Origin of the sequence: Halosimplex amylolyticum, assembly GCF_051414035.1 — an archaeon.
Lineage (GTDB): Archaea > Halobacteriota > Halobacteria > Halobacteriales > Haloarculaceae > Halosimplex > Halosimplex amylolyticum.
Map to the genome: position 1 here is coordinate 235,056 of NZ_JBLKNW010000004.1, position 25,217 is coordinate 260,272.

General features: G+C 70.2%; 22 protein-coding genes. 10 read left to right on the plus strand and 12 right to left on the minus strand.

Features of this window, described 5'->3' with window-relative positions:
* Positions 1-341: 341 nt before the first annotated feature.
* Complete coding sequence (locus ACMGFE_RS17925) at positions 342-2,354, minus strand: hydantoinase/oxoprolinase family protein (protein WP_436926600.1); 2,013 nt, start codon at positions 2,352-2,354, stop codon at positions 342-344.
* A gap of 164 nt (positions 2,355-2,518) precedes the next feature.
* Here ACMGFE_RS17925 and ACMGFE_RS17930 point away from each other — a divergent pair, with 164 nt between their 5' ends.
* Positions 2,519-3,592, plus strand: a complete 1,074-nt coding sequence (locus tag ACMGFE_RS17930; RefSeq protein WP_436926601.1) for a hypothetical protein — start codon at positions 2,519-2,521, stop codon at positions 3,590-3,592.
* Positions 3,593-3,636: 44 nt separating this feature from the next.
* Here ACMGFE_RS17930 and ACMGFE_RS17935 read toward each other — a convergent pair whose 3' ends face one another.
* The 3 genes from ACMGFE_RS17935 to ACMGFE_RS17945 all read right to left on the minus strand — a co-directional run bounded on the left by ACMGFE_RS17935 (position 3,637) and on the right by ACMGFE_RS17945 (position 6,044).
* Positions 3,637-4,509, minus strand: a complete 873-nt coding sequence (locus ACMGFE_RS17935; RefSeq protein ID WP_436926602.1) for an amidohydrolase family protein — start codon at positions 4,507-4,509, stop codon at positions 3,637-3,639.
* Between the two features lie 78 nt (positions 4,510-4,587).
* Entirely contained in the window at positions 4,588-5,913 is a 1,326-nt protein-coding gene (locus ACMGFE_RS17940; RefSeq protein WP_436926603.1) for a metallophosphoesterase, read from the minus strand.
* Positions 5,910-6,044, minus strand: a complete 135-nt coding sequence (locus ACMGFE_RS17945) for a hypothetical protein (protein ID WP_436926604.1) — start codon at positions 6,042-6,044, stop codon at positions 5,910-5,912. The genes ACMGFE_RS17940 and ACMGFE_RS17945 overlap by 4 nt, the downstream gene beginning before the upstream one ends.
* 295 nt (positions 6,045-6,339) lie before the next feature.
* On the opposite strand from ACMGFE_RS17945, the gene ACMGFE_RS17950 reads away from it, so the two are divergent.
* The 6 genes from ACMGFE_RS17950 (at position 6,340) to ACMGFE_RS17975 (ending at position 12,719) form a co-directional block, all read left to right on the plus strand.
* The gene (locus tag ACMGFE_RS17950; RefSeq protein ID WP_436926605.1) at positions 6,340-6,936 is read left to right on the plus strand and encodes an HdeD family acid-resistance protein; all 597 of its coding nucleotides are present in this window, start codon (positions 6,340-6,342) and stop codon (positions 6,934-6,936) included.
* A gap of 259 nt (positions 6,937-7,195) precedes the next feature.
* Complete coding sequence (locus ACMGFE_RS17955) at positions 7,196-7,660, plus strand: DUF1269 domain-containing protein (protein WP_436926697.1); 465 nt, start codon at positions 7,196-7,198, stop codon at positions 7,658-7,660.
* Positions 7,661-7,799: 139 nt separating this feature from the next.
* Positions 7,800-9,308 (plus strand): TIGR00341 family protein, encoded by a 1,509-nt coding sequence (locus tag ACMGFE_RS17960; RefSeq protein ID WP_436926606.1) that lies wholly within the window; start codon positions 7,800-7,802, stop codon positions 9,306-9,308.
* Between the two features lie 33 nt (positions 9,309-9,341).
* Positions 9,342-10,364: an AI-2E family transporter gene (locus ACMGFE_RS17965; RefSeq protein WP_436926607.1), complete on the plus strand. Its 1,023-nt coding sequence runs from the start codon at positions 9,342-9,344 to the stop codon at positions 10,362-10,364.
* Between the two features lie 232 nt (positions 10,365-10,596).
* Positions 10,597-11,541, plus strand: a complete 945-nt coding sequence (locus tag ACMGFE_RS17970) for a hypothetical protein (RefSeq protein ID WP_436926608.1) — start codon at positions 10,597-10,599, stop codon at positions 11,539-11,541.
* Positions 11,541-12,719, plus strand: coding sequence for an inorganic phosphate transporter (locus ACMGFE_RS17975; protein WP_436926609.1), 1,179 nt, complete (start codon positions 11,541-11,543; stop codon positions 12,717-12,719). Before ACMGFE_RS17970 ends, ACMGFE_RS17975 begins: the two co-directional genes overlap by 1 nt.
* A 36-nt stretch (positions 12,720-12,755) precedes the next feature.
* Here ACMGFE_RS17975 and ACMGFE_RS17980 read toward each other — a convergent pair whose 3' ends face one another.
* From ACMGFE_RS17980 to ACMGFE_RS18010, 7 genes are all read right to left on the minus strand, one after another.
* Positions 12,756-13,397, minus strand: coding sequence for a DUF2238 domain-containing protein (locus ACMGFE_RS17980; protein WP_436926610.1), 642 nt, complete (start codon positions 13,395-13,397; stop codon positions 12,756-12,758).
* The gene (locus ACMGFE_RS17985) at positions 13,394-13,984 is read right to left on the minus strand and encodes a hypothetical protein (RefSeq protein ID WP_436926611.1); all 591 of its coding nucleotides are present in this window, start codon (positions 13,982-13,984) and stop codon (positions 13,394-13,396) included. The genes ACMGFE_RS17980 and ACMGFE_RS17985 overlap by 4 nt, the downstream gene beginning before the upstream one ends.
* Positions 13,985-14,121: 137 nt before the next feature.
* Positions 14,122-14,625 carry a DUF7519 family protein gene (locus ACMGFE_RS17990; RefSeq protein WP_436926612.1) on the minus strand — a complete coding sequence of 168 codons (504 nt, stop codon included), beginning with the start codon at positions 14,623-14,625 and terminating at the stop codon, positions 14,122-14,124.
* Positions 14,626-14,665: 40 nt separating this feature from the next.
* Positions 14,666-16,246 carry a DUF58 domain-containing protein gene (locus ACMGFE_RS17995; RefSeq protein ID WP_436926613.1) on the minus strand — a complete coding sequence of 527 codons (1,581 nt, stop codon included), beginning with the start codon at positions 16,244-16,246 and terminating at the stop codon, positions 14,666-14,668.
* Positions 16,239-16,799, minus strand: a complete 561-nt coding sequence (locus ACMGFE_RS18000; RefSeq protein WP_436926614.1) for a DUF7269 family protein — start codon at positions 16,797-16,799, stop codon at positions 16,239-16,241. The genes ACMGFE_RS17995 and ACMGFE_RS18000 overlap by 8 nt, the downstream gene beginning before the upstream one ends.
* Positions 16,796-17,800, minus strand: a complete 1,005-nt coding sequence (locus tag ACMGFE_RS18005) for a DUF4129 domain-containing protein (protein WP_436926615.1) — start codon at positions 17,798-17,800, stop codon at positions 16,796-16,798. Before ACMGFE_RS18005 ends, ACMGFE_RS18000 begins: the two co-directional genes overlap by 4 nt.
* A 69-nt stretch (positions 17,801-17,869) precedes the next feature.
* Positions 17,870-20,326 carry a heavy metal translocating P-type ATPase gene (locus ACMGFE_RS18010; RefSeq protein WP_436926616.1) on the minus strand — a complete coding sequence of 819 codons (2,457 nt, stop codon included), beginning with the start codon at positions 20,324-20,326 and terminating at the stop codon, positions 17,870-17,872.
* A 148-nt stretch (positions 20,327-20,474) separates the two neighbouring features.
* Here ACMGFE_RS18010 and ACMGFE_RS18015 point away from each other — a divergent pair, with 148 nt between their 5' ends.
* Genes ACMGFE_RS18015 through ACMGFE_RS18025 form a run of 3 tightly spaced genes read left to right on the plus strand, consistent with a single transcriptional unit; the run spans position 20,475 to position 24,207 of the window.
* A complete protein-coding gene (locus ACMGFE_RS18015; protein WP_436926617.1) occupies positions 20,475-22,283 on the plus strand; it encodes a DUF4396 domain-containing protein in 1,809 nt (602 codons plus the stop codon).
* Positions 22,280-23,557, plus strand: a complete 1,278-nt coding sequence (locus ACMGFE_RS18020; protein WP_436926619.1) for a cell wall-binding repeat-containing protein — start codon at positions 22,280-22,282, stop codon at positions 23,555-23,557. Before ACMGFE_RS18015 ends, ACMGFE_RS18020 begins: the two co-directional genes overlap by 4 nt.
* A complete protein-coding gene (locus ACMGFE_RS18025) occupies positions 23,554-24,207 on the plus strand; it encodes a hypothetical protein (RefSeq protein WP_436926620.1) in 654 nt (217 codons plus the stop codon). The genes ACMGFE_RS18020 and ACMGFE_RS18025 overlap by 4 nt, the downstream gene beginning before the upstream one ends.
* Before the next feature lie 71 nt (positions 24,208-24,278).
* Here ACMGFE_RS18025 and nadE read toward each other — a convergent pair whose 3' ends face one another.
* The gene (gene nadE, locus ACMGFE_RS18030) at positions 24,279-25,127 is read right to left on the minus strand and encodes an NAD(+) synthase (RefSeq protein ID WP_436926621.1); all 849 of its coding nucleotides are present in this window, start codon (positions 25,125-25,127) and stop codon (positions 24,279-24,281) included.
* Positions 25,128-25,217 lie beyond the last annotated feature (90 nt).

Sequence of the window (25,217 nt, forward strand, 5' to 3'; positions counted from 1 at the left end):
CTCGGTCAGTCGCTTCGCTCCGTCCCTGCGGTGCTTGCTTCGCCCGGGTTCCCGCACCAGTCGGCCCCTTTCAGTCCCGCCCCGCGGACGGCACCGCCAGCAACCACACGCCTCCCCAACCGACTGCGGTGTCTGCGGGCGACCCGCGAGTCGCCCGCATGGCCCGAGGGACCGAAGGTCCCTCGCTGCTCGCTGCGCTGCGCTCCTCGTCCACCGGAAGACTCGCTCCGCTCGTCTTCCGAGCCTTCGCTCGTTCCACTCGCGAAGACCTCGCACGGCTACGTCGCGCACATGAAAGCGCGCTCCAGCGCGCGCCGTTCGGTTGGTCAGACTGCGGACAGTCATTCCTCGCTCGCCTCCAGCACGAGCGTCCCGTCAGCGTCCGCGTGGGCCGACCAGTCCGGGGGGAGGACGACGGTGCTCTCGCCGCCGGCGAATATCGCGGGACCGTCCACGTTCACGTCGACGGGCACCCGGGCGCGGTCGTACACCGGCGCGCGGTAGAACCCCGACGGGAAGAACACGTCGCGCTTGCCCAGCAACGGGTCGCCCGCTGGCTCGTAGACGATCTCGGGCGGCTCCCCCGGGACGGTCGCAGTCGCCCGACAGGTGATCAGGTCGACCGGTTCGTCCATGCGGTAGCCCCGGACGCGCTCGTGTTCGGCGTGAAACCGCTCGCTGACCGCCTCGGCGTCGAACGGGACGGGGGCGTCGACCGGGAGTTCGAAGCTCTGACCCTCGTACCGACACTCGACCTGCCGCTCGACGGCCGCGGCGTCGGGGTCGCTCGCCTCCGCGAGCACGTTCTCGGTCAACTCCTCGAAGACTCCCTCGACGGCCTCCGTGTCGACGTCCGCGAGCGACCCTCGGTGCGTGCGGGTCGCGTCGTGGCGCTCGTCGGCGGCGAGCAGGCCCAGCGCCGAGAGGACGCCGTTGCCGGGCGGGACGAGCACCGTCTCGATCCCCAGTTCGTCCGCCAGCGCCGCGGCGTGCATCGGCCCGGCGCCGCCGAAGGCCGCGAGCGCGAAGGCCCGGGGGTCGTGGCCCCGCTCGACCGTCACCCCCCGGATGGCGCGGGCCATCGTCGCGTTCGCCACCCGGTAGACGCCCTCTGCGGCGTCGATCACGGTGTCGAGCCCCGCCTCGTCGGCCAGATCCTCCATGACCGCTTCGGCGCTGTCCGGGTCGATCGCCAGGTCTTCCCCCAGCGTCGTGTCCGCGCCGAGATACCCGAGCACGGCCGCCGCGTCGGTGACGGTGGGTTCCTCGCCGCCCGTGCCGTAGCAGACGGGGCCGGGATCGGCCCCGGCCGACTTCGGCCCGACGCGGAGCGCCCCGCCCTCGTCGACCCAGGCGATCGACCCGCCGCCCGCACCGACCGTGTGCACGTCGACCATCGGGACGCCGACCGGGTGACCGCCGACCGTCGCGTCGGTCGTCCGCTCGACGCTCCCCTCGCGGACGAGACTCACGTCCGAGGAGGTCCCGCCCATGTCGAACGTGACGAGCCCGTCGTGGTCCGCTCGCTCGAAGCGCGCCGCACCGACGACGCCCGCCGCCGGCCCCGAAAGGAGCGTCGTGACCGCGCGATCGCGGACCGTCGCCGCGTCGGCGATGCCGCCGTTCGACTGCATCACGCGCGGCGCTGGGACGTCCATCTCCGCCGCCCGCTCGGCCAGCCGCGCGAGGTAGTCGTCGACGACGGGCGTCACGTATGCGTCCGCGACGGTCGTCGCCGTCCGCTCGTACTCGCGGAACTCGGCGAGCACCTCGTGGCTCGCCGAGACGGGTACGTCGAGCTCCTCGCGGAGTATCGCTGTCACCCGTCGTTCGTTCTCGGGATGGGCGTACGCGTGCAGCAGGGAGACGGCGACGCTCTCGCAGTCGCCGTCGAGCCGGTCGGCGAGGTCGCGGACCGAATCGGGGTCGACCGGCGTCTCGATCCCCTCGGTCGTCGCCCGCTCGGCGAGTTCGAAGCGCCGCTCGCGCGGGACCAGCGGATCCGGTTTCGTCGCCGAGAGGTCGTAGAGGTCGGGCCGGTCCTGGCGACCGATCTCCAGGGCGTCCCGGAAGCCCTCGGTCGTCACGAGCGCGGTCCGTGCCCCCTCGCCTTCGAGGACGGCGTTGACCGCGGCGGTCGTCGCGTGACGGAACCCCGCGACCGCCGACGGGTCCACGCCCGCCGCCTCGCAAGCGACGTCGATCCCCCGGACGACGCCGCGGCTCTGGTCCCCCGTAGTGGGGACCTTCGCGGTCGTCAGGTCGCCGTCGACCAGCAGCGCCACGTCGGTGAACGTCCCGCCGACGTCGACGCCGAGCCGAGCCCCCCGGTCTGCCGCGTCGTTCGCGTCCATAATCGACAGTGGACGGGCGCGCCGATAAACGTGCTCTGTCGCCGCCGCCGCGAGGACGCGCGTCCACCGCTCCCGGGCGACGGAAACTCGCGTCCTCCCCGGACACGTCCCATCGGGACCGACCGGGAGCGTAGACTTTTGCCGCTGGCTCCCGCAATTGGCCCGTGAGACTGACCGTCGCGGTCGTCGCGCTGGTCCTCGTCCTCGCCGGGTGCAACGCCCTCCCGACCGGCGGGAACGACCGCCCCGAGACGGCGACGCTGACGCCCGTCGAGGTCCCCGACGCCGAACCCGTCCGGACGGCGACCCCGACGCCGACCGACTGCCTGGCGCCGCGGGTGGCTCCCGCCGAGCGAACGCCCGAACCGACGCCCGCCACGCCGGTCCCCTTGCCGACCGAGAACGGGACCGTCGACGGGTCGGCGCTGGTCGCCCGCCACGCCGCGGCCCTCGAAAACCGGAGCTTCGCGGCCCGGATCGGCCCCACTCGCATCGAATCGATGCCGGGCGCGACGGCGTTCACCTACGAGGGCGTCTCCCTCGGCTTCGAATCCGTCCGCGTGTTCGCCGTCGCCGGGACGATCTACCGACTGCACGAGACGGAGGCGGGCGTGAGCGTCAGCCAGCAGCCCTACCGACCCGACTCGCCGGAGACCGACTGGTACCTCGACGCGCTCACCGGGCGCGACTGGCTGGCCGAGCGCCTCGGCCGTCTGGACTACAGACGGGTCGACACGCGAACGTGGAACGGGACGGAGGTACGCGTCTTCAACGACACCTTCGACGGGGAGGCGCTCGTGGGCGCCGGCGAGACCCTCTCGATCGACTCCACCGTGTTCGTCGACCGCCGCGGCGTCGTCCGGTACGTCCGTCACGTCCGTACCGTCCGCTCCGACGAAGGCGACGAGATCGTCGCCACTACCGATATCGAGACGTTCTCCGTGCCCGCGGTCGGGTCGGTCACCGTCACGCGACCAGACGCGTTCTGCGTCCCCAGTGCCGACGTGGTCGCCGTCTCGACGCCCGCGAGTGCGACCGCGAACGCCACCGCCGGCCCGTTCACCGCGATCCGCGATCCGACCGACTCGGGGACGGCCGGCGAGTCGGCGACGGTGACCCGGGACTCGCCCGCGGCGACCGTCGATCCGTCGACGGCGACGGCCAGCGGGTTCGCACTGACGATGGAGGAGCCACCGGAGGGAACCGACCTGTCCGGGCCGTCGAACGCGACGGGATGATCCCCGAACGTGGGTGATGACGCCCGACCGCTCCCGGCCCGGGACTACAGTCCGAGGAACCGCTCGGCGTTCTCCCAGAGCAGTTTCCGTTGGACGTCCTCGGGGAACTCGCAGTGGGTCTCGAACTGGTCGAGCCACGTCTCCGGCCGGATCATCGGGTAGTCGGTGCCGAACATCACCTTGTCCTGCAGCACCGTCTTCGCGTAGTGGAGCACCTGGTCGTCGACGTACTTCGGGAGCCACCCCGACAGGTCCATGTAGACGTTCCCCTTCTGCTGGCAGATAGCCAGTTGCTCTTTCTCCCACGGGAACGCCGGGTGGGCGATCAGGATGTCCATGTCCGGGTAGTGCGCGGCCACGTCGTCGATCAGCATCGGGTTCCCGTACTTGATCTGCAGGCCCCGCCCGCCCGGCGCGCCCGCGCCGAGCGTGGAGTTGCCGCCGTGGAAGACCACGGGGACGCCCAGGTCCTCGATAGTCGCCCACAGTTCGTCGTGGGCGGGGTCGCTCGGGTCGAACCCCTGGGCGATCTGCTGGAACTTGAACCCGGAGAGGGCCAGGCCCTCCACGCAGCGGCGGGCTTCGTCGACGCAGTCGTCCTTGAGCGGGTCGACGCTTCCGAACCCGACGAAGAAGTCGGGATACTCGTCGCGCACCTCGGCGACGTGCTCGTTCGGGACGGGCGGGTTCCCGGTGTTCGTCTCGGCGTCCCACCCCAGCAGGACGGCGCGACCGACCCCCGCCTCGCGGTACTCCGCGACCATCTCCTCGTAGCTCCAGGTCTCCAGGTCCGTCCCGAACTTCCCGGCCGCGTCGCGCATCAGCTGGCCGCCCGCGTCTTCGAGGAAGACCGACGTGGGCTGGTGGGCGTGCGTGTCGACGGCGCGGGCCTCGTCGGCGAGGATGTCGATGGGCATACGTGAACGTGACGCTCCAGCGACTTATCTGGGACGGCGGACCGACGGGTCACCGCAGGGTCGCTCCTCTCCGGAAGGTCACTCGTCGTCGACTGTCACTGCACTTCCCTCCCGTTCGCGCGGCGGGTCGACGACGGTCCGCTCGGGGATCGCTGGCGGCTGTGTCGGTTGCCGGGTGACGAGTCGTTCGAGCAGCGTCTCGTCGTTCGGGTCCGGTTTGTCGATAACCTCGTACTCGACGCGGACGCCGCCGCCGTCGGCCGCAGTGAGTCGGAAGTAGTTGAGACGGAACGACGAGTAGTACACGGGCGGGAGGACGCCGACGACCGGTTCGGCTCGATGGAGCCGTTTCAACCACGTCCCGGTGTTGACGACGAGCCGGTCGTTCACCTCGGTCGTCGAGGGTCGGTGCGTGTGGCCGTAGACGTACACGGCCACTGCGGGGTCCGCCCGGAAGACCTCCCGTGCGCGGTCGAGGTACTTCTCGACCGGGTCCTCGCCGGGCCCCTCCCGGACGAGTCCGAACCGCCGGAGCGTCTTTCGGACGTCCCTGAAGAAGACGTACAGCGGGACCGAGACGACGAGCAGTAGACCGACTATCACGAGGTTGGCCGCGAGGAGGAAGTCGGCGAGCCGGCCGACCGGTCCGAACAGCCCGAGCACGTCCTCGACGACCCGCATCGGCAGCGACCAGATGCCGGTCACGTCGAGCGCGAAGATGCCGACGGAGAGCACCCCGGCGTTGAACAGGAGGAGGAAGGGGACGACCGCGAACCTGAGCCACGCGCTCATCTCCCGGTAGAAGTAGTTCGACATCAACCAGTCCGGGATCTGCGTCATCGGCGTCACCGCCTGGATGTCCCTGAGCCAGTTGTACTTGCCGCGCCCGGACAGGCGCCCGGCGCGGCTCGTGATCTGTCGGTTCACGAAGTACCCAGGTGGGTTCGCGTAGGGGTTTCCGAAGTCGGGGATCCGGTTGTTCGGGTCCTCTTGCATCCCGTGTTCGACGTGGACGACGGCGTCGCCGACCTCGCGCGTGAGCGACACCGACTGGTCGAGCGTCACGTTGTACTCGGCGAGGCGGTCGACGTACTCCTCGTAGGCGGCGAGTTCGTAGTCGTGGTTTCCCGGGATGAGCGTGATCGAGACCCGCTCGCCCGTCGCCCGCAACTGCGCGAACAGGTCCGGATAGTCGGCCACCAGTGCGTCGAACTTCTCCGGCCCCTCCACTTCCGTGAACTCCCACAGTCCGAACGCGTCGCCGTTGATCAGCAGCTCCGCCTCCTCGTCGCTGTGCTCTAGCTCACGGAGGAAGTCGATTAGCTCCTCGCGGAAGTCGACGTGTCGTAACTGCTCGTCGCCGCCGATGTGGAGGTCGCTGACGAGATAGTACGCGTCGGTCACTCGCTCCCCCTCCTCCGCTCGACCGCCGGCCCGACGCCGGCCGCGAGGTGGTCGTCGAACCGACGCCGCACCGCCGCGCTCGCCGGCCTCCGGACCCCCGCGAGGCTCGGCGGCGACGAATCCCGTCCCATCTCGGTTCCGGGAGAGGGCCGGCCGCGACAAATCTGTTCTTCCCAGTTGGAACCCGGTCTGTAACCAGCCGCGCGAGCACCGGTCGACGGCAGCCCCGACCGGCCCGGCCCTCCGCAACGCACCGCGAGCGCGCCCCGTCCGCCGTCACCGAACGCCACCGCCGGCCGGGAAAGCCACGCTTTCTCGGGTAGCCGTATTCAACCCTCGGCAATACTGTTCGAACGGATAACAATATCACCACAGTATCACGAATACGGTTATGATGGGAGGTAACCTACGTGCTAGCGAGAGACAATGAGTACAGACACATCCTCGATGGTTACGGCGGACTCACAGCGGAGCTGGCGGTACCTGATGGGCGTCGGCGTCCTGATCACCGTTCTCGGCGTGTTGGCGATCGCGGCACCGTTCGTCACCGGCGTCACGGTCTCGATCCTGCTCGGCGCGTTGCTCGTCTTCGGCGCGCTCGGACACGTCGTCAACGCGTTCACGGTCGGCGGAGTAGCTGGGATGGCCTGGCAGCTCATGCTCGCGATCCTCTACGCGGTCGCGGGCATCTCGCTGCTGGCCAACCCCGTGCTCGGCCTCGCGACGGTGACGATCCTGCTTATCGCCTACTTCGCGGTCGAAGGCGTCATCGAGGTCGCGATGGGCGTCCAGCGACGGGCCGAGCCGCACTGGCTCTGGTACGTCGCGAGCGGCGCCGTCTCGCTGGTTCTGGCGGGTCTGCTCTGGGCGGGCTTCCCGAGCACCGCGGCGTGGGCCGTCGGGCTCCTGACCGGGCTCCACCTGCTGTCGACCGGCCTCCTGCTGGTGTACGTCGGCTACGTCGGCCGCCACGGCGGCGTCGCGAGCGGTGGCGAGGCGATGGGCGAGCCCAGGAGCGGGTGAGCGGGCTCGCACCGGGCGGTTTTTTCGGTCCGTGAAGTCTCGATAGCGCGAACGTACCGACGAGAACGCGCCCGTGCTCGGTTGCGTCTACTGGATGGCCCAAGCAGTGGCCGTCGACGAAAGCCCAACTTACGAGGTGACATTCCATTGTACACTCAATTACACTGATGTTTCTCGGCGGTGGCCTGTCTATTACTACGTGGGAACGACCCACACGGTCGACCGAATGAGTTCGCTCGTAGTACTGGCGTTCGACACCATGGACGGCGCAGAACAGATGCGCGAGAAGATGTACGACTTCCAGCGTCGCGAGCTGATCTCACTTGAGGACGCCGCGGTGGTGGTCCGGAAGGAGAACGGCCGCGCGAAGGTCAAACAGGCCCACAGTCTCGTCGGTTCGGGCGCCCTCGGGGGCGCCTTCTGGGGCATGCTGATCGGGCTTGTCTTTTTCGCCCCGTGGCTCGGGCTGCTCGCGGGCGCGGCGGGCGGAGCGCTCTCCGGGAAACTCGGGGACATCGGCATCGACGACTCGTTCATCACGGAGGTCAGTGAGACGGTCGAGCCGGGCCACTCGGCGCTGTTCCTCCTCACGCGTGACGCCAACCTGGATCGCATCGCCGAAGAGACGGAGGACACGGACTTCGAGATCATCGAGACGAACCTCTCGCCCGAGGACGAGACGCAGCTCCGCGAGACGTTCGCCGCCGAAGAGGTCGCGGGGTAACGCAACTTCGCCGCGGCGCGACCGGTCGAGCGCCGCCGTCCCTTCGGATCGCGACACACAGACTCCCGGCGGTCGTCGCCTGGGTACCCCCGCCCGAGGACCTCGACTCGGTCCGCCGACGATACCACCCCATATGGCCATGCGACTCGTCCAAGTCCTGATCCCGGAGGGGAATCGCTCGCCAGTCCTCGACGCGCTCGACGAGCAGGGTATCGACTACGCCGTCTTCGACGAGGTCGGCCGCGGCGACTTCGAGGCGATGGCACAGTTTCCCGTGCCGCCCAGCGGCGTCGAACCGGTGCTGGAGGAACTCGTGGCGGCCGGGATCCGGGAGGATTCGTATACGATCGTCGTCCCGACCGAGACCGTCATCTCCCAGCGGCTCTCGGCGCTTATCGAGCGGTTCCCCGGCCTCCGGATCTCCCGCGAGGAACTGTACGCCCGGGCGCAGGACCTCGCGCCCGCGAACTCCACCTTTTTCGCCTTCCTCCTGTTGAGCACCGTCATCGCGACGACGGGGCTGTTGCTCGACTCGTCGGCGACCATCATCGGCGCGATGGTCGTCGCCCCGCTGATGGGACCCGCCATCTCGGCGTCCGTCGGGACGATCCTCGACGAGCCCGGGATGGCCCGACGGGGCGCCGTGCTCCAGGCGACCGGGCTGGTGGCGGCGATCCTGACGGCGGCTGTCATGGGGTGGCTCCTGCAACAGACCATCCTCATCCCGCCGGAACTCGACATCACTGCGATACCGCAAATCGCCGAACGGACGAGCCCGAACTTCCTGTCGCTGATCCTCGCGCTCGGGTCCGGCATCGCGGGGTCGCTGAGCGTCATGCGCGGGTCGGGGTCGACGCTCGTCGGCGTCGCCATCGCCGTCGCGCTCGTCCCGCCCGCGGCGACCGCCGGGCTCGGCATCGCTTTCGGTCTCCCGGGCGTGGCGCTCGCCGCGTCCGTGCTCGTCGTCGTCAACCTGCTCGCAATCAACGTCTCGGCGCTGGTCCTGTTCTACTTCGCCGGGTTCAAACCGATCGACGCGGGACAGTTCGAGGGCGTTCGCGCGTCCGTGTTCTCCCGCGCCGTCACCCTCACCGTCGCCATCGCCGTCCTCTCGATCGCCCTCGGCCTCGTCACGTGGACGACGTTTCAGACCCAGTCGTTCGAAGAGCGGGTCACCGACGAACTCGAACAGGGCTTCGAGGAGGCCGACGTCGAGGGAGTCGAACTCCTCTCAGTCACCGTCGACTACGAGCCCATCGACACGCTCCTCGAGACGGAACCGCAGGTGAACGTGCTTGTGGGGCTCCAGCGGAACGAGACGGTCCCCCCCGACCTCGCCCAGCGGTGGGACGACCGGCTGACCGCGAAGTTCGACCGCGACGTGGTGGTCCGCGTCGGCTTCGTCGAGGAGCAACTCTCCGAGGGCACGTCGCCCGAGCGCGGACCGTCGGCAGGCGACGGGTCGGCGTTCGGGAGCGCGGTGGCACTGGGAGCCGACACGCCGAACGCCGGTCGCCACACGGTTTCTGCTGTCCCTCGTCCGGCGGACGGTTCCGCGTCGACGTCCGGTGAAACCAGGCGGACCGGGACCGCCTTCGGATGGCACTGGATAACAAAACAGGCCACGCCCGAAACGATCGGGCAGTGACGACCAAATGACCGACCGAACAGTGACAGGGAGATGACCGACGGAAACACCGGTTCGCGACCGTTCCTCCTGGCGCTCGCCCTCGTCGTCGGCGTATTGTCGGTCCTGATGATCGTCCCGTTCTTTCAGGCGGTCGTGCTTGGGGGGTTGCTGGCCTACCTCGTCGCCCCCGTCAACGCGCGGGTCTCGCGCCGACTGAACGCGACCGTCGCCGCGCTCGTCACGACGGTCGCGACCACCGCAGTCGTCGTCGCGCCGCTGGCGCTGTTGGTCGCCGTCGCCGTCCGGCAGGCGATCACGGTGGCCAGCGGCGTCGAGTTGCCGGACGCTGAGAGCCTCTCCGCCGTCCTCCGGCAGTGGTCCGGGACAGCCGCCCTGCCCACGATGCCGGCCGGTTCGGTCGGCGACGTCGTCAGGACCGTGATCGGCGGCCTCACCGGGCAAGTCACGGCGTTCGTCGGCCTGCTCCCGGCGGCCGCCATCGGCATCGTGGTCTTCCTGTTCACGTTCTTCTACCTCCTGCGCGACGGCGACGAACTGCTTTCGTGGCTCCGGACGACGAGTCCGCTCACCGAGGCCGACACCGAGGCGCTGTTCCGGCGCACGGACGACCTGCTGTGGGCGGCCGTCGTCGGCAACGTCATCGTCGCCGCCCTGCAGGCGGTCCTGACGGTCCTCGGCCTGCTGGTCGTCGGCTTCGACAACATCGTCTTCTGGGGGGTGCTCACGTTCGTGCTGTCGCTGCTGCCGCTCATCGGCGCGTCGCTGGTCTGGATCCCCGCGGTCGCGTACCTCGCGATCACGGGGCAGACGGTCGCGGCCGCGGGACTGGCAGTCTACGGCGCCGTCGTGGTGAGCGGGTCGGACAACGTGGTCAGGCCGCTGGCGATGCGCCGGGGGGCGCGGCTCAACCCGGCGCTGCTCGTCCTCGGCATCTTCGGCGGGATCGCCGTGTTCGGCTTTCTCGGCCTGTTCGTCGGCCCCGTCGTCCTCGGCCTGTTGAAGGCGATCGTGGAGCTGCTGGCCGCCGAGCGGGCCGACGCGGCCGGCGCCTGACGACCGTGGCTCGCGAGCGACCCACCGGTTCGGGCCTCGTTCATCTCCCGCAGGTGAATCTCGGGAGCCATCGGCGGTCTCGGGCGGCATCATCGCTCGGTAGGGCCGATCGCCATTGCCAACTTACTTGAGCCGAGGATCACTCTATAGAGATACACGTGTTTTCTCACCCATTCGGTCGGCAGCAACGGGCTCTCGCGACTGCATCGCTCGGAGACGGTTCGGGTGAACGGTGAATCCGAGCCGCGTCGACTCGATCGTCGACCTCGTGTACGGGCTGTTGATAGCGCTCTCCGTAGGCCTGATCGTGGTCGTCAACAACGCCGTCGGGCTGGCCTTCGGCTTCGGTGTCCTGCTATCGTACCTCATCCACGTCGTCTGGAAGATGGCCCGGTTCGACCCCGACTGGATGACCACCGCCGTCAAGGAAACGGTCGAGGAGACCGTCGACGAGACGGTCGAGCAGAAAGTCGGCGAAACCGTCGAAGAGACCGTGGAGGAGACCGTCGGCGAAACCGTCGAGGAAACCGTCGGTGAGACTGTCGAAGCGACCGTCGGCGAGACTGTCGAAGCGACCGTCGGCGAAACCGTCGACGAGACGGTCAGCGAAACCGTCGAGGAGACCGTCCAGGAATCGGTCGGCGAAGCGGTCGAGGAGAAGGTCGGTGAAACCGTCGAGGAGAAGGTCGGCGAAACCGTCGGTGAGACGGTCGAAGCGACCGTCGGCGAAACCGTCGAGGAGAAAGTCGAGGAAACTGTCGAAGAGAAGGTCGGCGAAACCGTCGAAGAGAAAGTCGGTGAAACCGTCGAGGAGACCGTCGGCGAGGCGGTCGAGGAAACGGTCGAAGAGAAGGTCGGCGAGACTGTCGAAGAAACCGTAGAGGAAACCGTCGGCGAGACGGTCGAGGAGACGGTGGAGGAAACCGTCGGCGAAACCGTCGAAGAGAAAGTCGGCGAAACCGTCGAGGAGACCGTCGAAGAGAAGGTCGAAGAGCAGATGGACGCGAAAACCGGGGACGAGTGGGAGGACAGGGACGAAGAAGAGGTGTGGGAAGACGAGAAGGCAGACGGTGAGTGGGAGGACGAAGCCGAGGAGGAAGTGTGGGACGACGAGACTGACGGGGACGACGAGACTGACGGGGACGACGCGACCGAGACGACCGGCGGGGGCGACTGATGGCTGAAATCCTGCTCGTGGTCGGAGTCCTCGTCGCGATGTTCGTCGCCTACAACATCGGCGGGTCGACGACCGGCCCGGCGTTCGGCCCGGCCGTCGGCGCGGACGCGATCTCGAAGACGGCCGCCGCGGGGCTGATGGGCGTGTTCTTCTTCCTCGGCGCCTGGACCATCGGGCGCAACGTCGTGACGAAACTCGGGTCGGAACTGGTGGTCGACAGCGGCGTGTTCACGCTCGAATCGTCCATCGTCGTCCTCTTTTTCATCGGCGTCGCGCTGTTGATGGGCAACATCTTCGGCGTGCCGGCGTCGACGTCGATGACCGCCGTCGGCGCCATCGCGGGGCTGGGCCTCGCCGGCGGCGTCCTCGACCTGGCCGTCATGGGCGAGATAGTCACCTGGTGGGTCGTCTCGCCGATCATCGGTTTCTGGGTGTCGCTGATCATCGGCCGGTACTTCTACGCACGACTCAACCGCCTGGTCGCGATGGAGCGCAGTACTGGCCCGCTGTTAGACGTCGATCGCTCTGGCCTCGTCCCGATCCCGAGCGTCCACAAGACCACCAACCGGCGCGAGCTCGGCGGAACGATCACGGTCGTCGCGATCGGGTGTCTGATGGCCTTCAGCTCCGGGACCTCGAACATCGCCAACGCCGTCGCGCCGCTGGTCGGCAGCGGCGAACTGAAGATGGACCCCGCCATCGTCCTCGGCGGCATCGCCGTCACTATCGGCGCGTTCACGATCGCCCGCCGGACGCTGGAGACGATGGGCAGCGACATCACGGAACTGCCGCTGACGGCCGCTATCGTCGTCGCCGCGGTCAGTTCCACGCTCGTCGTCTTCCTCTCCGCGCTCGGCATCCCCGCGAGCTTCGTCATCATCGCGACGATGAGCATCGTCGGCCTCGGCTGGGGGCGAGCGACCCGGCCGATGACCGTCCCCGAGGCGGTCTCCGCCGATGAGGCCCCGCCGGTCACCGTCAACGCGCTCGCCGCCGACGAAGCGGGCGAGGAGTTGCCCCCCATCGGCGAGGAGGACCCCGAGGACATCCCCGCCGCGGGCGACCTGTTCAACCCCGCGACGACCGCCCGGGTCGTATTCATGCAGAACGTCGTGCCGGCCATCGCGACGGTCGGCGCCTACCTCACCTTCCGGTTCGTCCCGATACCCGGCGTGTAAATCGCTCCGTCTCGGCCGCCCCGGCGGGTTCGAAGTCTACGCGTCGTCGCCGGATTCGAGGCGGCGGCGGAAGAACGCGGTGAGGCCGCCGACGTAGCCGGTCCCCCAGAGCGCGACCACGACCGCGCCGACGGCGTTGAAGATCATATCTGTCACGATGTCGTCGATACCGTACACGACCAGCGGTGCCGCCGATCCGAGCGCGCCGGCCAGGAGTTCGGACGCGAACTCCAGTAGTTCCCAGACCACGCCGACCGCGAGCACGAACACGACGATGAACACCGAACGGAACGCCTGCGGCACGTCGATCTCGTCGGAGTGCACCTCGAACGCGCGAAACGACGCGTAGCCGATCCCCGCGATGATCGTCGCCGAGACCGTGTGGGTGATCTCGTCGTACCACTGGTACTGCTCGTACAGCCCCAGGAATCCCAGGGCGTTCAGGAAGACCGCGATCACGATCCAGAGCACTAGCCCAGGGTCCATCGCGTAGTCGTACTCCCGGCGTATCAGCGCCGGGACGAACGTGATCGCGAGGGCGGAGGCGCCGTTGACGGCCGTCCCCCAGTTGGCGGTCGCGATGCCGTATCCCGCCAGCCCCACCAGTCCGGCCTGCAGCACCCGAGTGAGCAGTCGTTCCTGCGAATCGGACAGGCCGAGCGTCTCCCTCAGCGTCATGTCGATTCAGCCTTCCCCGGCGGTCGCCGGTGGGACCCGACGTGTTCGAATCGGCGGACGTACAGTTCGAACAGCGCGCCGAACGCGAGCGCGACGACCGTCACGACGACGAAGTCCCACTGGAGTTCGGTCTTCGACGTGATGTAATCCGTGGCCAGCAGGCGGTCAGAATAGAACTGCGCGACGGTCCAGACGGCCTGTACCGCCATCGCGGTCAACACGGCGAACGCGACGGCGAACCGTCGACTCAGGTCGACGGACGTGAACACGTCCAGTTCGACGACGACCACGAGCGCGACAGCCGAGACGGCGACGTAGCCCGCGATCTCGTCGGGCAGGCCCGCCAGCGGGCCGATCACCGCGACGGCCGCGAGCAGCGCCAGCGGCCAGGGGACCTGCGCCCGCCAGTCACGGGTCGCCAGCGCGGGCAGTCCGATCGCGACCGCGACGACCACTGCGAGCAGCGCCCAGAGGGCGTTCCCGCTGAGCGCGCTCACGACGGCGGCGAGCGCGAGGGCACCCACCGCCACCCAGCTGACGACGGCGTTGGTCCGCTCGTCGTGGAGGAGCGTCTCGAGGGGTGCCACGTCGGATGTTGGGACGTGAGACGGAAAAGTCGCGGGCCGGCGCGCTGGGTCGACCGGCGACGGTAGCTGCTAGCCGCACGCAACGACACCGAGCGTCCGATTCTCGATCGATATCACACGCGATTCGACCGCTCGCCTCACCGGTTCAGCGCGACGACGAGCAGGCTCGCGGCGACGAGGAGGACGAACAGCGTCGTGACGGGCTGGCGGGTCGGTCCCGCCTCGAAGAGCACGAGTCCCAGTCCCGCGGACACGAGGCCGACCAGCGCGCCCGAGACGGCGTGGAGCGTCTCCGCGCGGGCGGTGTCGGCTTCCGCCCCGAGCTGTCGGCCGAGCGAGACGGCGTTCCCGCCGGCGTCCCAGGCGACGACCGACGCCGCCGTCCCGACGAGGACGGCCGGTGCGGGCGCGTTCCCCAGCGCGGCGATGACCACGCCGAGGAACGCCAGCAGTCCTCCCGCGTCGACGGCGCGGTGATTCGCCGTCCGCACGCCCGCGAGCAAGACGACCGTCCCCACTGCGGTCACGACGGTGCCTGTCGCGCTCCCGGCCAGCCCCGTCGCCGCCGCCGTCGCGCCCGCCACGCCGGAGACGAGCAGCGAGTGCCCGCCCGGCCGGCGGGTGATCTCGGTTCCACTCACGGCCGCCACCTCCTGGCTCGGCGACCGGCCGGTCCGGCGATCACGCCGACCACCGCCTGCGCGCGCGTTCGAGCGCCTCGGCCAGTCGCTCGTTCGCGTCCCAGTCGACGACGCGGACGCTGCTCCCGCGCAGGTCGTTCAGCCGGTTCGAGCGCCCGATCGCCGCGAGCGTCCGCCCCGGCGTGTCGCGGAGCGTCGGGTCCGGACTCACGACGGTGACGGGGTGGCCCCGCACCTGGAGCGACCGGGCGACGAGCGCGCTCGTGTCGTCGGGCATCGGCGAGACGAACACCACCTGCGCGTCGTCGTCGAGGCGCCGTTGCAACCGACGCAGTTGCCACCGGACGTACACCCGCCCCTCGGGCGGCGTCGGCGACAGCGCGGGATGGGTCGTGAGCAACTCCCTGGCGCGCGCCTGGTGGGTCGCCCCTGCGCCCGGCGCCAGCCAGACGGTGTCGCTCGCGAACGCCGCGAGCCCGACGCGGTCGCCCGTGTCCAGCAGCGAGTTGAAGATCCGACGGGTCGCGTCGATGCCGCGGTCGACGGCGTGCAGCCCGTCGTCGCCGGCCTGAAGGTAGGCCGACTGCCGCAGGTCGAGGACGACCACGACCGTCGCCATGCGCTCCTCGCGGAACTCCATCGTCGCCAGGGTCCCGTCGCGAGCGTAGGTGTTCCAGTCGATTCGGCTCAGCGAGTCGCCGTGCTGGTACTCCCGGAGGGAGGCGAACTCGACGCCTTCCCCCGAGCTGTCCGTCGAGACCCGGCCGGTGTACGGCGACGTGAGCCCGCGGAGCGGGACCGCCGCCGTCGCGTCGATCGGCGCCATGCACGTGACCGACGCCGGCGCCGTCTCCAGGTCGAGTTCCCGCTCGCGACTCCCGCTCGCGTTGCGCGCGAGGACGGTCAGCCCGTCGAAGCGGTAGGCGCCCCGGCGCGCGAGCACCGTGTACGAGAAGGTCATCCGCGCGTCCGGCCGGAGCGCGGTCGCCGCCCGCGCCGGTCCGTCGGTGACCGCCAGCGCCTCGGGCACCTGCTCGACGACCCGCAGGTCCGGCAGGACGGCGTCGCCGACGTTCTCGACGACGACCGTCACCTCGACGCTGTCGCCCGGCTCCGGCCGGTCGGTCGAGAGCCGACGCTCGACGGCCAGCCGCGGCTCCGGCGCCTCGGTCGCGTTCGCGTAGGCGAGGTAGCCGACGCCGACGACCGCCGCGAGCAGGAGCGGGCGCGAACTGAGCGCGACGCCCAGGCCCGCGGACAGGAACGAGACCGCCGCGAACCCGGCCCAGTGATTCGTCGACCGTAGCGTCGACGACCGGACGGTCGTCGCCGTCGGACCCGCGGCGGCAGTCGTCGACTGCCCGTCGCCGGCCTGCGTCGGCTGGTCGTCGTCGACGCGGTCTGCCGCCGTGTCGTCGCAAGCAATCTCCGCGGAACGGTCCCGATCGACGCCGTCGCCGGCACCGCTGTCGTCGACGCCGGTCGACGGATCGACTGTCGTCCCGCCGTCGGGTCGCCCGGGTTCGTCGTCGGGCCGCCCGGATTCGTGGTGTGGTCGCCCGGATTCACCGTCCAGTTGCCGGCGCTCGCCGTCCGCCTCCCGGGATTCGCCGTCAGTCATCCTCGCCCTCCAGCAGGCGCTCGACTTCGCCGATGGCGCGGATCGCGCGGCGCTTGAACGGCGACTCCCGGTGGAGCAACTCGCGTACCCGGTCGCTCGCGCTGGCTTCCGGCGCCCGCCCGGTGAAAAACGCCGCCGCGAACGGGTCGTCGGTCCACGTCCCTTCGCTGAGGGCCCGCTCGGCCTCCTCGGCCGAGCAGCGCTCACGGCGCTGGAGCGTCGCCACTGCCACCTCGCCAACCTCGTCGCGGAGCCGGTGGCGCTCGGCTTCGTTGAACCGGGTCAGCGCCAGCCGGTTCAGTCGCCGGTCCAGGTCGTCCCCTGGCGTCGGCAGGTCGACCGCCAGTTCCGCGTCCGCCGTCTCCGCGTACCCGGGTTCGGTGGTCCGGCGCCGCTGGATCTGTCCGAGCGCACCCAGCAGCAGCACCGCGCCGACAGCGACGACGACCCCGTCGCCCGCCGGGAGCGGCGTCGTGATCCCAGGCGCGGCGACCGCGACCAGCCCGACGACGCCGAGGAGCGCGCCCAGCGTCGCGGTGACGTTCCGGCTCACGCCCCGCTCGCCCCCTCGCCGGATTCGTCGCCGTCCGCCGCGTAGGTCGATTCGATCCGCCGCAGCGTCTCGACGGCCGCCTCCTCGCGCTCGGCCGTCGGCTCCTCGCCGCCGTACCGGACGTCCTCGAAGATGCCGGTGAGTCGGGCGACGTCGTCGGCGTCCATCCCCGCGGCCGTCGCCGCCGTCGCGAACTCAGCCGGCGTGCTCGATTCGGGGTGGTCGACCGCGAGGTGGTCGGTCATCGCCGCCCACGCGCGGTAGACCTCGTTCTCGAACTCGTCGGTCTCCTCGATGCGATCGGCCGCCCGGCCCGCCGCCGCGCCGATGGCGCCGACGTCGGTCGCCGGTTCGGGCTCGGGTTCCTCCTCCTCCTCGTCGCCGGTCACCTGCTCGTCACGCTGGTCGTGGTTCCCGGTCAGCACCAGCGCCGCGACGGCGACGAGCGTCCCGACGACGAGCAGGAGCAAGAGTTTCGTCGACAGGCTCGGCGGCGCGATCGTCGTCTGGCCGCCCATCAGTCCGCCGCCCTCCTCGGCCGGTCGCCCCTGGTCGGAGAGACCCAGAAACCCGCGACTTCCGGTCTGGCACGACGTGAACAGCAGATAGAGGAAGAAGCCGGGGTAGCCGAGGATGAACACGACGGCCAGGCCCGTCGCCGCGTCGTCCAGCCAGCGCCCGACCGCGAATACACCGACGAGCCCGAACACGAGCAGCGCCTGGACCAGCGGCTGCTGGAGCCACTGTACGCAGAACTGGAACGGCGAACCGGGCTCGGTGTCCAGGTCGAGCGGAGAGTCGCGCCCCTCCTCGCTGTCGCCGGAGGGGTCGTCTGTCGGCGTCCGTTCGCCACCCAGGTCCTCGTCCGCCCCGAAGTACCCCGATCCGATCGCCGGGTTCGGGTTCGTCGTCGAGTCCAGCGTCGCCGCCGCGAACGCGATGACCGCGACGCAGAGGAGGGCGAGCGCGACCGTCCGCGGGCTCACACGTGACGGATCCACACACGTGTTTGGGAGGTCCGGACCTTATGGGTACCGCCCCCGGAGCGACTTCCCGACCTGCGCTCCCGCTCAGTCCGCCGTTTGCGGCGACTCCAGCGACGGATCGGGAAGGTCGGCCACCGAGAGGTCGACCCGCCGCAGGAGCTGGGCGTTGATAGCGACGATCACCGTGCTCAGAGACATGAGGAGGGCGCCCACGGCCGGCGACAGGAGGACGCCGACGGGAGCGAGTACCCCCGCCGCGAGCGGGATGGCGAAGACGTTGTACCCCGCCGCCCAGACGATGTTCTCCTGCATCTTCCGGTAGCTCGCCCGGCTCAACTCGACGAGCCTGACCACGTCCATCGGGTTGTTCCGGACGAGGATGACGTCCGCGGACTGGACGGCCACGTCGGTCCCGCTGCCGATGGCGATACCGACATCCGCCCGGACGAGCGCCGGCGCGTCGTTGACGCCGTCGCCCACCATCGCGACGAGTTTCCCCTGGTCACGAAGTTCCTGCACTTTCGCGTCCTTGTCCCCGGGCAGCACCTCGGCGAAGACGGTGTCGATCCCCAGTTCGTCGGCCACGGCGTTCGCCACGTCTTCCGAGTCGCCGGTCAACATGGCGACCTCGATACCCAGGTCGTGGAGCGCGTCGACGACCCGGTAGCTCTCCCCGCGGATGACGTCCGCCAGCGCGAAGGCACCGAGCAGTTCGGCCTCGCGGCTCGCGGTTTCACCGCTCGCTCCGTCCGAGGCCTCACCCCGTTCGGCCTCGCGGCTCGCGGTTTCACCGCTCGCTCCTTCCGAGGCCTCACTCCGTTCGGCCTCGCGGCTCGCGGTTTCACCGCTCGCTCCGTCCGAGGACTCATCCCGGTCGTCCTCGCGGCTCGCGGTTTCACCGCTCGCTCCTTCCGAGGCCTCACTCCGTTCGGCCTCGCGGACCAGATAGACGACAGTCTGTCCGTTTTCGCCGGCCTCGTCGGCGAACGACGCGATAGCCGGGGGAACCTCGCTGTCGAGGAGATCGAGCAGGTTCGGCCCGCCGACGTACGTCTCGGCACCGTCGACCGTGGCCCGGACCCCGCGCCCTTTCATCGCCTCGAAGTCGGTCGCGCCCGGTGCTTCGATCCCGCGTTCGGTCGCCGCCTCGCGGATGGCGCGGGCGATCATGTGCTCGGAGTCGCCCTCGACCGCCGCGGCCAGCGAGAGCGCCTCGTCCTCGTCGACCCCGTCGACCGTCGCCACGTCGACGACGCCGTGCTCCCCTTCGGTGAGCGTCCCCGTCTTGTCGAAGATTATCGTGTCCAGGTTGCGCGCCTCTTCCATCGCGATGCGGTCCCGGACCAGCATCCCGTTGCGAGCGGCCAGCGACGTGTTGATCGCGACCACGAGCGGGATGGCCAGCCCGAGCGCGTGCGGACAGGCGATCACGAGGACGGTGACGACCCGCTCGATCACCGTGGCGTCGAACGAGACGGCGACCGTCCACGCGATCGCGGTGACGACGGCCGCACCGAGCGCGACGTAGAACAGCCAGCCGGCCGCCCGGTCGGCCAGCACCTGCGTCCGCGACTCGCTCGACTGGGCCTCCTCGACCAGGCGCATGATCCCCGCGAGCGTCGTCTCCTCGCCCGTCGCGTCGATCCGGACGCGCAGACTCCCGTCGCCATTGACCGTCCCGCCGATGACTTCGTCGCCGGGCTCCTTCGACACCGGTTTCGACTCCCCGGTGATCATCGACTCGTTCACGTCGGAGTCGCCCTCGGCGACGACGCCGTCGGCGGGCACGCTCGCCCCCGGCCGGACGAGGACGAGATCACCCTCGACGAGGGCGCCGACGGGCACCTCTTCCGTGTCGCCCCCGTCCGTGATCCGCTCGGCCGTATCGGGCATGAGCTTCGCGAGTTCGTCGAGCGCGCTGGAGGCGCGGCGCACCGACCGCATCTCGATCCAGTGGCCCAGCAGCATGACGTCGATCAGCGTCACGAGCTCCCAGAAGAACGCCGCCGTCGTCGGGAAGACGACCCCCGCGAGGCTGTAGACGAACGCGACGGTGATCGCCATCGAGATGAGCGTCATCATCCCCGGCGACCGGTCTCGCAGTTCGGGCGCGGCCATCCGGAGGAACGGCACGCCCCCGTAGGCGAAGACTACCACCGCGAAGACCGGGTTGATCCACTCGCTCCCGGGGAACGACGGCGGCGCCGGGAACCCGATCCACGACCGGAGCGCCTCGCTGTAGAGCAAGACCGGGATCGACAGCAGCGTCGAGACGAAAAAGCGCCGCCGGAACATCGCCTCGTGACCGGCGTGCATTCCACCGCCGTCCCCGTGGCCGTCGTGGCCGTCGTGACCGTCGTGGCCGCCGTGCGTATCACCGTCGTCACCGTGGCCGGCGTGGCCGCCTCCGCCGTGTTCGGCGGTTTCCTCGGCCTGTCCGGTCACCGCCGCGTCTTCGAGCATGGCCTCTTCGACGCGATCCCCGTCGCTCGCCTCGCCGGCCTGCGACGCTCGGTGGTCGTCGCGGTCGTGGTCTGCCATCGTCGATACCCGTCGTTCGACCGCCGACACCTTGGACGTTTGGTAACATCTGACAGAACCGAGATCGGCGGAGACGGCCGCCGACACCGCCCCTGCCAGGGCAAGCACGTACCCTACCGCTTCGACGCCCCAAACCGCGCCAGAGACTATGGACCGCTGGAGATCGCTCGCCGTCGTCGTCGCCGCGCTGGTCGCGATCCTGGTCGCCGCCCAGCCGCTGTACGTGGTCGCGCTCACGCTGTTCGACTACGGGCAGACGCCCGACGGCGAGTACGCGACGATGCAGACCAAAGACGTGAGCCGCTTCCACGCGACCGATCCCGCGGCGTTGAGCGCCGACACCGCGCGGGCGGGGCGACCGCCGGGCGCGAATCTCTCCTACGACACCGTCGTTCGCGTCCCCGAGGACGACTGGCAGACCGGTTTCGCCGCGTCGCGGCTGCGCGCCGCCTCCGACGCCGTCGTCCTCGCCGGCGACGCCCCGCCACCGGGTGCCGACGCCAGTGGTGGCGAGAACGACACCGCCGCCGAGGGAGCGAGCGTCGAGACGGTGACGGTCTCGGGCGGGTCGCCCGCCGAGACGGCCGCCGAGATCGCCACGCGAGGGTCGGCGGCCGACGACGTGAGCCCGAACAACGTCGTCATCGTCGGCTCCGAATCGTCGGCGTGGGCCGCGCCCGCGGCCGCCTGGAGCGCCTACAGCGGCGACCCGCTGCTCTACGCGAACCAGAGCGGCGTCCCCGCGGCGACGCGCCAGGCCATCGCGGAGGTGAACGCCACCCACGCCTACGTGCTCGCGCCCGCGAGCCAGGTCCCCCAGGAGGCGCTCGCCGACCTCGACGTCTCGTGGACGCGCGTGGCCGGACGGACGCCCCAGGACCACGCCGTGCAGGTCGCGAAGTTCCGCGACGAGTCGCGCGACTTCGGCTGGGGGATGGACCAGCGCGACACGGTCGGCTACACGAACGTGATGCTCGTCAACCCCGACCGACCGGGCCACGCCGTCGCGACGAGCAACCTCCAGTGGGGGAAGGCCGGCCCGCTACTGCTCACGCACGCGGACGGCGGCCTCCCCGCGATCACCGAGAACTTCCTCTGGCGCAGCCAGTCGGCGTGGTTCTCGACGCCCGCGGAGGGGCCGTTCAACCACATCTTCGTCGCGGGCACGCTCGATCAGGTGTCCTGGGTGAGTCAGGCCCGCGGCGACTACGCCGTCGAGATCACCCCCTATCGCCTCCAGGGCGCCGGGATGAGTCCCCTCGACGCGCTCTCGGCCGTCTGGGCCGCCTTCGGCCTGCTCGGCGCCTCGTTCGTCTTCGTCCACGCGCGCCGCCGGCTCTCGCGGACGAACCGCTGGACGCGGATGGTGTGGCCGCTGTTGACGCTCGTGCTCGGGCCCGTCGGGCTGGCGCTCTACTGGTCCGCGTACCGGGGTCGGGAGGTGATACAGACGGAGAAGGGTCCCCGCGTCGTCAGGCCCTACTGGCTCCGTGCGGCCACCGCGACGGCGATGGGCGTCGGCTTCGCCGGGACCACGATGGTCGCGACGGCGTTCCTGCTGACGTACTTCGGGATGCCGATGGTCGTGTTCGGCGGGCGGCTGTTCGCGCTCGGGAGCCCGATGATACTCCAGATGGCCGTCGTCTACGTCGTCGCGTTCCTCGTCTCGTGGGTCGTCTTCCACATCCCGATGATCGCGGACTCGGCCGGCCTCGACCGCGGGAGTGCCGCCAGGCGCGGCCTGTTCGCGGTCGCCGTCAGCATGACCAGCGTCTCCGTGGGGATGATGACGATGATGTACGTGCTGATGATGGTCAACCTGCCGATGATGCCCGGCGACGACAGCATCCTCTGGTACGGCGTGATGGCGTTCTCGGTCCTGGTCGGCTTCGCCGTCGCGTGGCCGGTGAACGGGCTGCTCGTCCGCCGTAACGTCAAAACGGGAGGTGCGCTGTGACCGACCGCAGTCGGCGGTCGTTCCTCCGTGACGCGCTCGCGCTCCCGGTCGGTGCGAGCGTCGTCGGCGCCGGCGCCGCGCTCGCCCAGGAGGACGACGACGAGCGGAGCGGCCCGGCGACCGCCGACTACGACGAGTGGTCGGCGACGACGATGACCACCCGCCTCGCCGGCGAGTCGATGTACGAAACCGCTGCCGCCTTCTGCCAGAACGTCTACACCGCGGTCAACGAACACACTCGTCCCGGCGCCGTCATCCTCGTCAGCGACGAGGTGCTCGAAGCGTCGCTCCCCGGCGTCGGTCTCATCCACCACCCGATCGACGGTGCGGTCCTGCTCACCCGACGGGACTCGCTCCCACAGGCCACTCGCGACGAGATCGAACGCGCCCACCCCGAAGGCGTCGGCATGGACGGCAACGTCCAGGTGTACCTGATCGGCGGCGAGCGATACGTCGGTGAGAGCGTCCGCCGGGAGGTCGAGGCGATGGGCATGCGCGTCCGTCGCATCCCCGGCGAGGACCCGGTCAGCGTCGCCGCCAACGTCGACCAGTACGTCAGTTCGATGCACGGCAACCACGAGGACGAGGCGCTGATCGCGAGCGTCGACGACGCTCGACGGGCCGTCCCGGTGCAGTCGTGGAACGCCCACGCCGGCGACGGCTTCCTCTACGTCACCGAGGACGAGGTCCCCGAAGCGACCGCCGAGCAACTCGACGCCCGCTACGACAGCGCCTACATGTACCTGCTCGGCGACGAGGACGCCATCAGTTCCACCGTCGCCCGGGACCTCGGGCAGTTCGGCCACGTCACGCGCGTCCCCGACGCGACCGACCCTTACAGCCTCAGCGCCGCCTGGGCGGGCTACAAGGACCTCGGTCGCAACCAGGGCTGGTGGTTCGGCGAGTGGGCCAGGAACGTCGGCTGGGGCATCGCCGAGCCCGGCCACAACTTCATCGTCGCCGACGTCGACCGATGGCAGACCGCCCTCCCCGCCAGCGTCGAGAGCCACCGCGGCAAGCACGGGCCGATGCTCGCCGTCCGACCCGACGAGGTGCCGACGCCCGTCGAGAACTACCTCGACAAGTTCCTCGGCCCGACAGAGGCCGCGCCGTACGACAGCAAGTACAACCACGCCTGGATCGTCGGCCCGCCTGACTCGGTCAGCCGCGGCGTGCAGGCCGAGGTCCACGGACTCCTCGAAGGCGACCGGACCGAGGGGAGCGATGGGGGAGGCGGGGCGGGGAGCGGAGCGAACGGAGGTGAGGGTTCGTGAGGCGCGTCGTCGCCCGCTTCGACGACGAGGAGGCGGCGAGCGACGCGGAGCGGTCGCTCAGGGAGACCGACCGCGAGCCACACCGCCCGGAGATCGACGACGCCTTCTTCGACCCCTCGGCGCGCCCACCCGAGGCGCGCGGCCTGGCGTGGGGCGGCCTCGTCGGTGGCGTCCTCGGGGCCGCGCTCCTGTTGGCGATGGCGATGGACGTGGTCTGGCTCCCCCGGCTCAGTCCACTCATGACCGCGGGCCGCCTGACGCTCGTGGTCTTCGGCTTCGGCGCTGGCGCAGCCGTCGGCGGGTTCGTCGGCGGCCTCGCGGGCACCTATCGGGACGTGCCCGAACCCGACGGCCCCCGCGTCGCCGTCGCCGTCCCCGACCACCGCGTCGACGAGACGACGACGATGCTCCGCGGCCACGGCGCGACCGCCGTCGACCAGACCGTCCTCGTCCACGAACACCCCCACCGTGAGCAGATCCCGACCGTGTCGCCGGGTCGGCAGTCGGCATCGAAGTCGAGCCGGCCGGCCGGTCGTGCCGCGAACGGTGACTCGAATCCAGCGACTGCGGCCGACGCCGAGACCGACGCCAGCGGGACGGTGGACTCGGGGCCTCCGTCCGAGTCGGGACGGAAGTCGAACTCGGAGTGAAGACGGTCGCGGTCGGACGACGATCCGGTCGAACGACGACCCGGTCGAACCGCCGCCGCGAGACGCGCGGGTCAGCGGTTCGTCGACGGCTTCGGCGGCTGGTGGCGCTTGTGCCGGGTCGCCGCGCACCAGTCGGCGAGGCGGGTGACCACCGACCGGTCGATCCCGAGTCTGTCGGCGACCGCGGTCGCGTCGCGGCCCTCGTCGACGTGGAGCCTGAGCGCCCGGTCGACCGTCTCGGCCCCGACGTCGAGTCTGGCCGCGTCGTCGGGGTCGTGATGGCCCCTCCGCGGCGTCTCCTCGAGCATCTCGACCGGCAGGTCCATCGCCCGCGCGAGGGCGTGGACTTCCGTCCGGTAGAGGTCGCCGAAGAGGAAACAGTCGACGCCCGTCTCGCCGTACTTCGTCGCCGAGCCGAGCAGGCGGTCCGTTCGATTCACCGGCCCGACGACCAGCGCGTTTCGCCGGTTGGCGACGTAGTACGCCGTCGCCGTCCGGAAGCGCGCGACGGCGTTGTCCGTCGCGACGAGGTCGTCCGCGGGCCCGCCGGCCTCGCCGACCACTTCGTGGAAGGCCGCGACGACCGGCCGGAGCTGGAGCCGCCGGTGTTCGATCCCGAGCATCTCCGCGACCGCCTCGGCCGTACTCGCCGTCGCTTCGTCGGCCAGCCCCGCGGGCGTGATCAGTCCGAGCACGTCCTCGGTACCGACCGCGTCGACGGCCAGCGCGGCGGCCGCCGCGGCGTCGATCCCCCCGTCTAACGGGACGACGAGGCCGTCCGCGTCGGCGTCGGTCGCGAGGTCGACGAGGAACTCGGGCAGGAGTTCCTGTACTCGACGGAGGGCGACTCGCGTCGCCGCGAGTCCCCGCTCGTCGCGCGGGAGGTCCAGCACCCGCGGATGTCGCGCCGCGTCACTCACGGGCTACCGACCCCCGATCGTTCGATCCGCGTCGTTCGCGTGGCGTCGTGCGTTCACACTCGAATCGCGCGGCCGATTCCTGAAAGAGGT

Bases quoted from the DNA above. Each gene is read 5' to 3' on its own strand.
- ACMGFE_RS17925 (WP_436926600.1), bottom strand. From the start codon at position 2,354: ATGGACGCGAACGACGCGGCAGACCGGGGGGCTCGGCTCGGCGTCGAC.
- ACMGFE_RS17935 (WP_436926602.1), bottom strand. From the start codon at position 4,509: ATGCCCATCGACATCCTCGCCGACGAGGCCCGCGCCGTCGACACGCAC.
- ACMGFE_RS17945 (WP_436926604.1), bottom strand. From the start codon at position 6,044: ATGGGACGGGATTCGTCGCCGCCGAGCCTCGCGGGGGTCCGGAGGCCG.
- ACMGFE_RS17950 (WP_436926605.1), top strand. From the start codon at position 6,340: ATGAGTACAGACACATCCTCGATGGTTACGGCGGACTCACAGCGGAGC.
- ACMGFE_RS17955 (WP_436926697.1), top strand. From the start codon at position 7,196: ATGGACGGCGCAGAACAGATGCGCGAGAAGATGTACGACTTCCAGCGT.
- ACMGFE_RS17960 (WP_436926606.1), top strand. From the start codon at position 7,800: ATGCGACTCGTCCAAGTCCTGATCCCGGAGGGGAATCGCTCGCCAGTC.
- ACMGFE_RS17965 (WP_436926607.1), top strand. From the start codon at position 9,342: ATGACCGACGGAAACACCGGTTCGCGACCGTTCCTCCTGGCGCTCGCC.
- ACMGFE_RS17975 (WP_436926609.1), top strand. From the start codon at position 11,541: ATGGCTGAAATCCTGCTCGTGGTCGGAGTCCTCGTCGCGATGTTCGTC.
- ACMGFE_RS17980 (WP_436926610.1), bottom strand. From the start codon at position 13,397: ATGACGCTGAGGGAGACGCTCGGCCTGTCCGATTCGCAGGAACGACTG.
- ACMGFE_RS17995 (WP_436926613.1), bottom strand. From the start codon at position 16,246: ATGACTGACGGCGAATCCCGGGAGGCGGACGGCGAGCGCCGGCAACTG.
- ACMGFE_RS18010 (WP_436926616.1), bottom strand. From the start codon at position 20,326: ATGGCAGACCACGACCGCGACGACCACCGAGCGTCGCAGGCCGGCGAG.
- ACMGFE_RS18015 (WP_436926617.1), top strand. From the start codon at position 20,475: ATGGACCGCTGGAGATCGCTCGCCGTCGTCGTCGCCGCGCTGGTCGCG.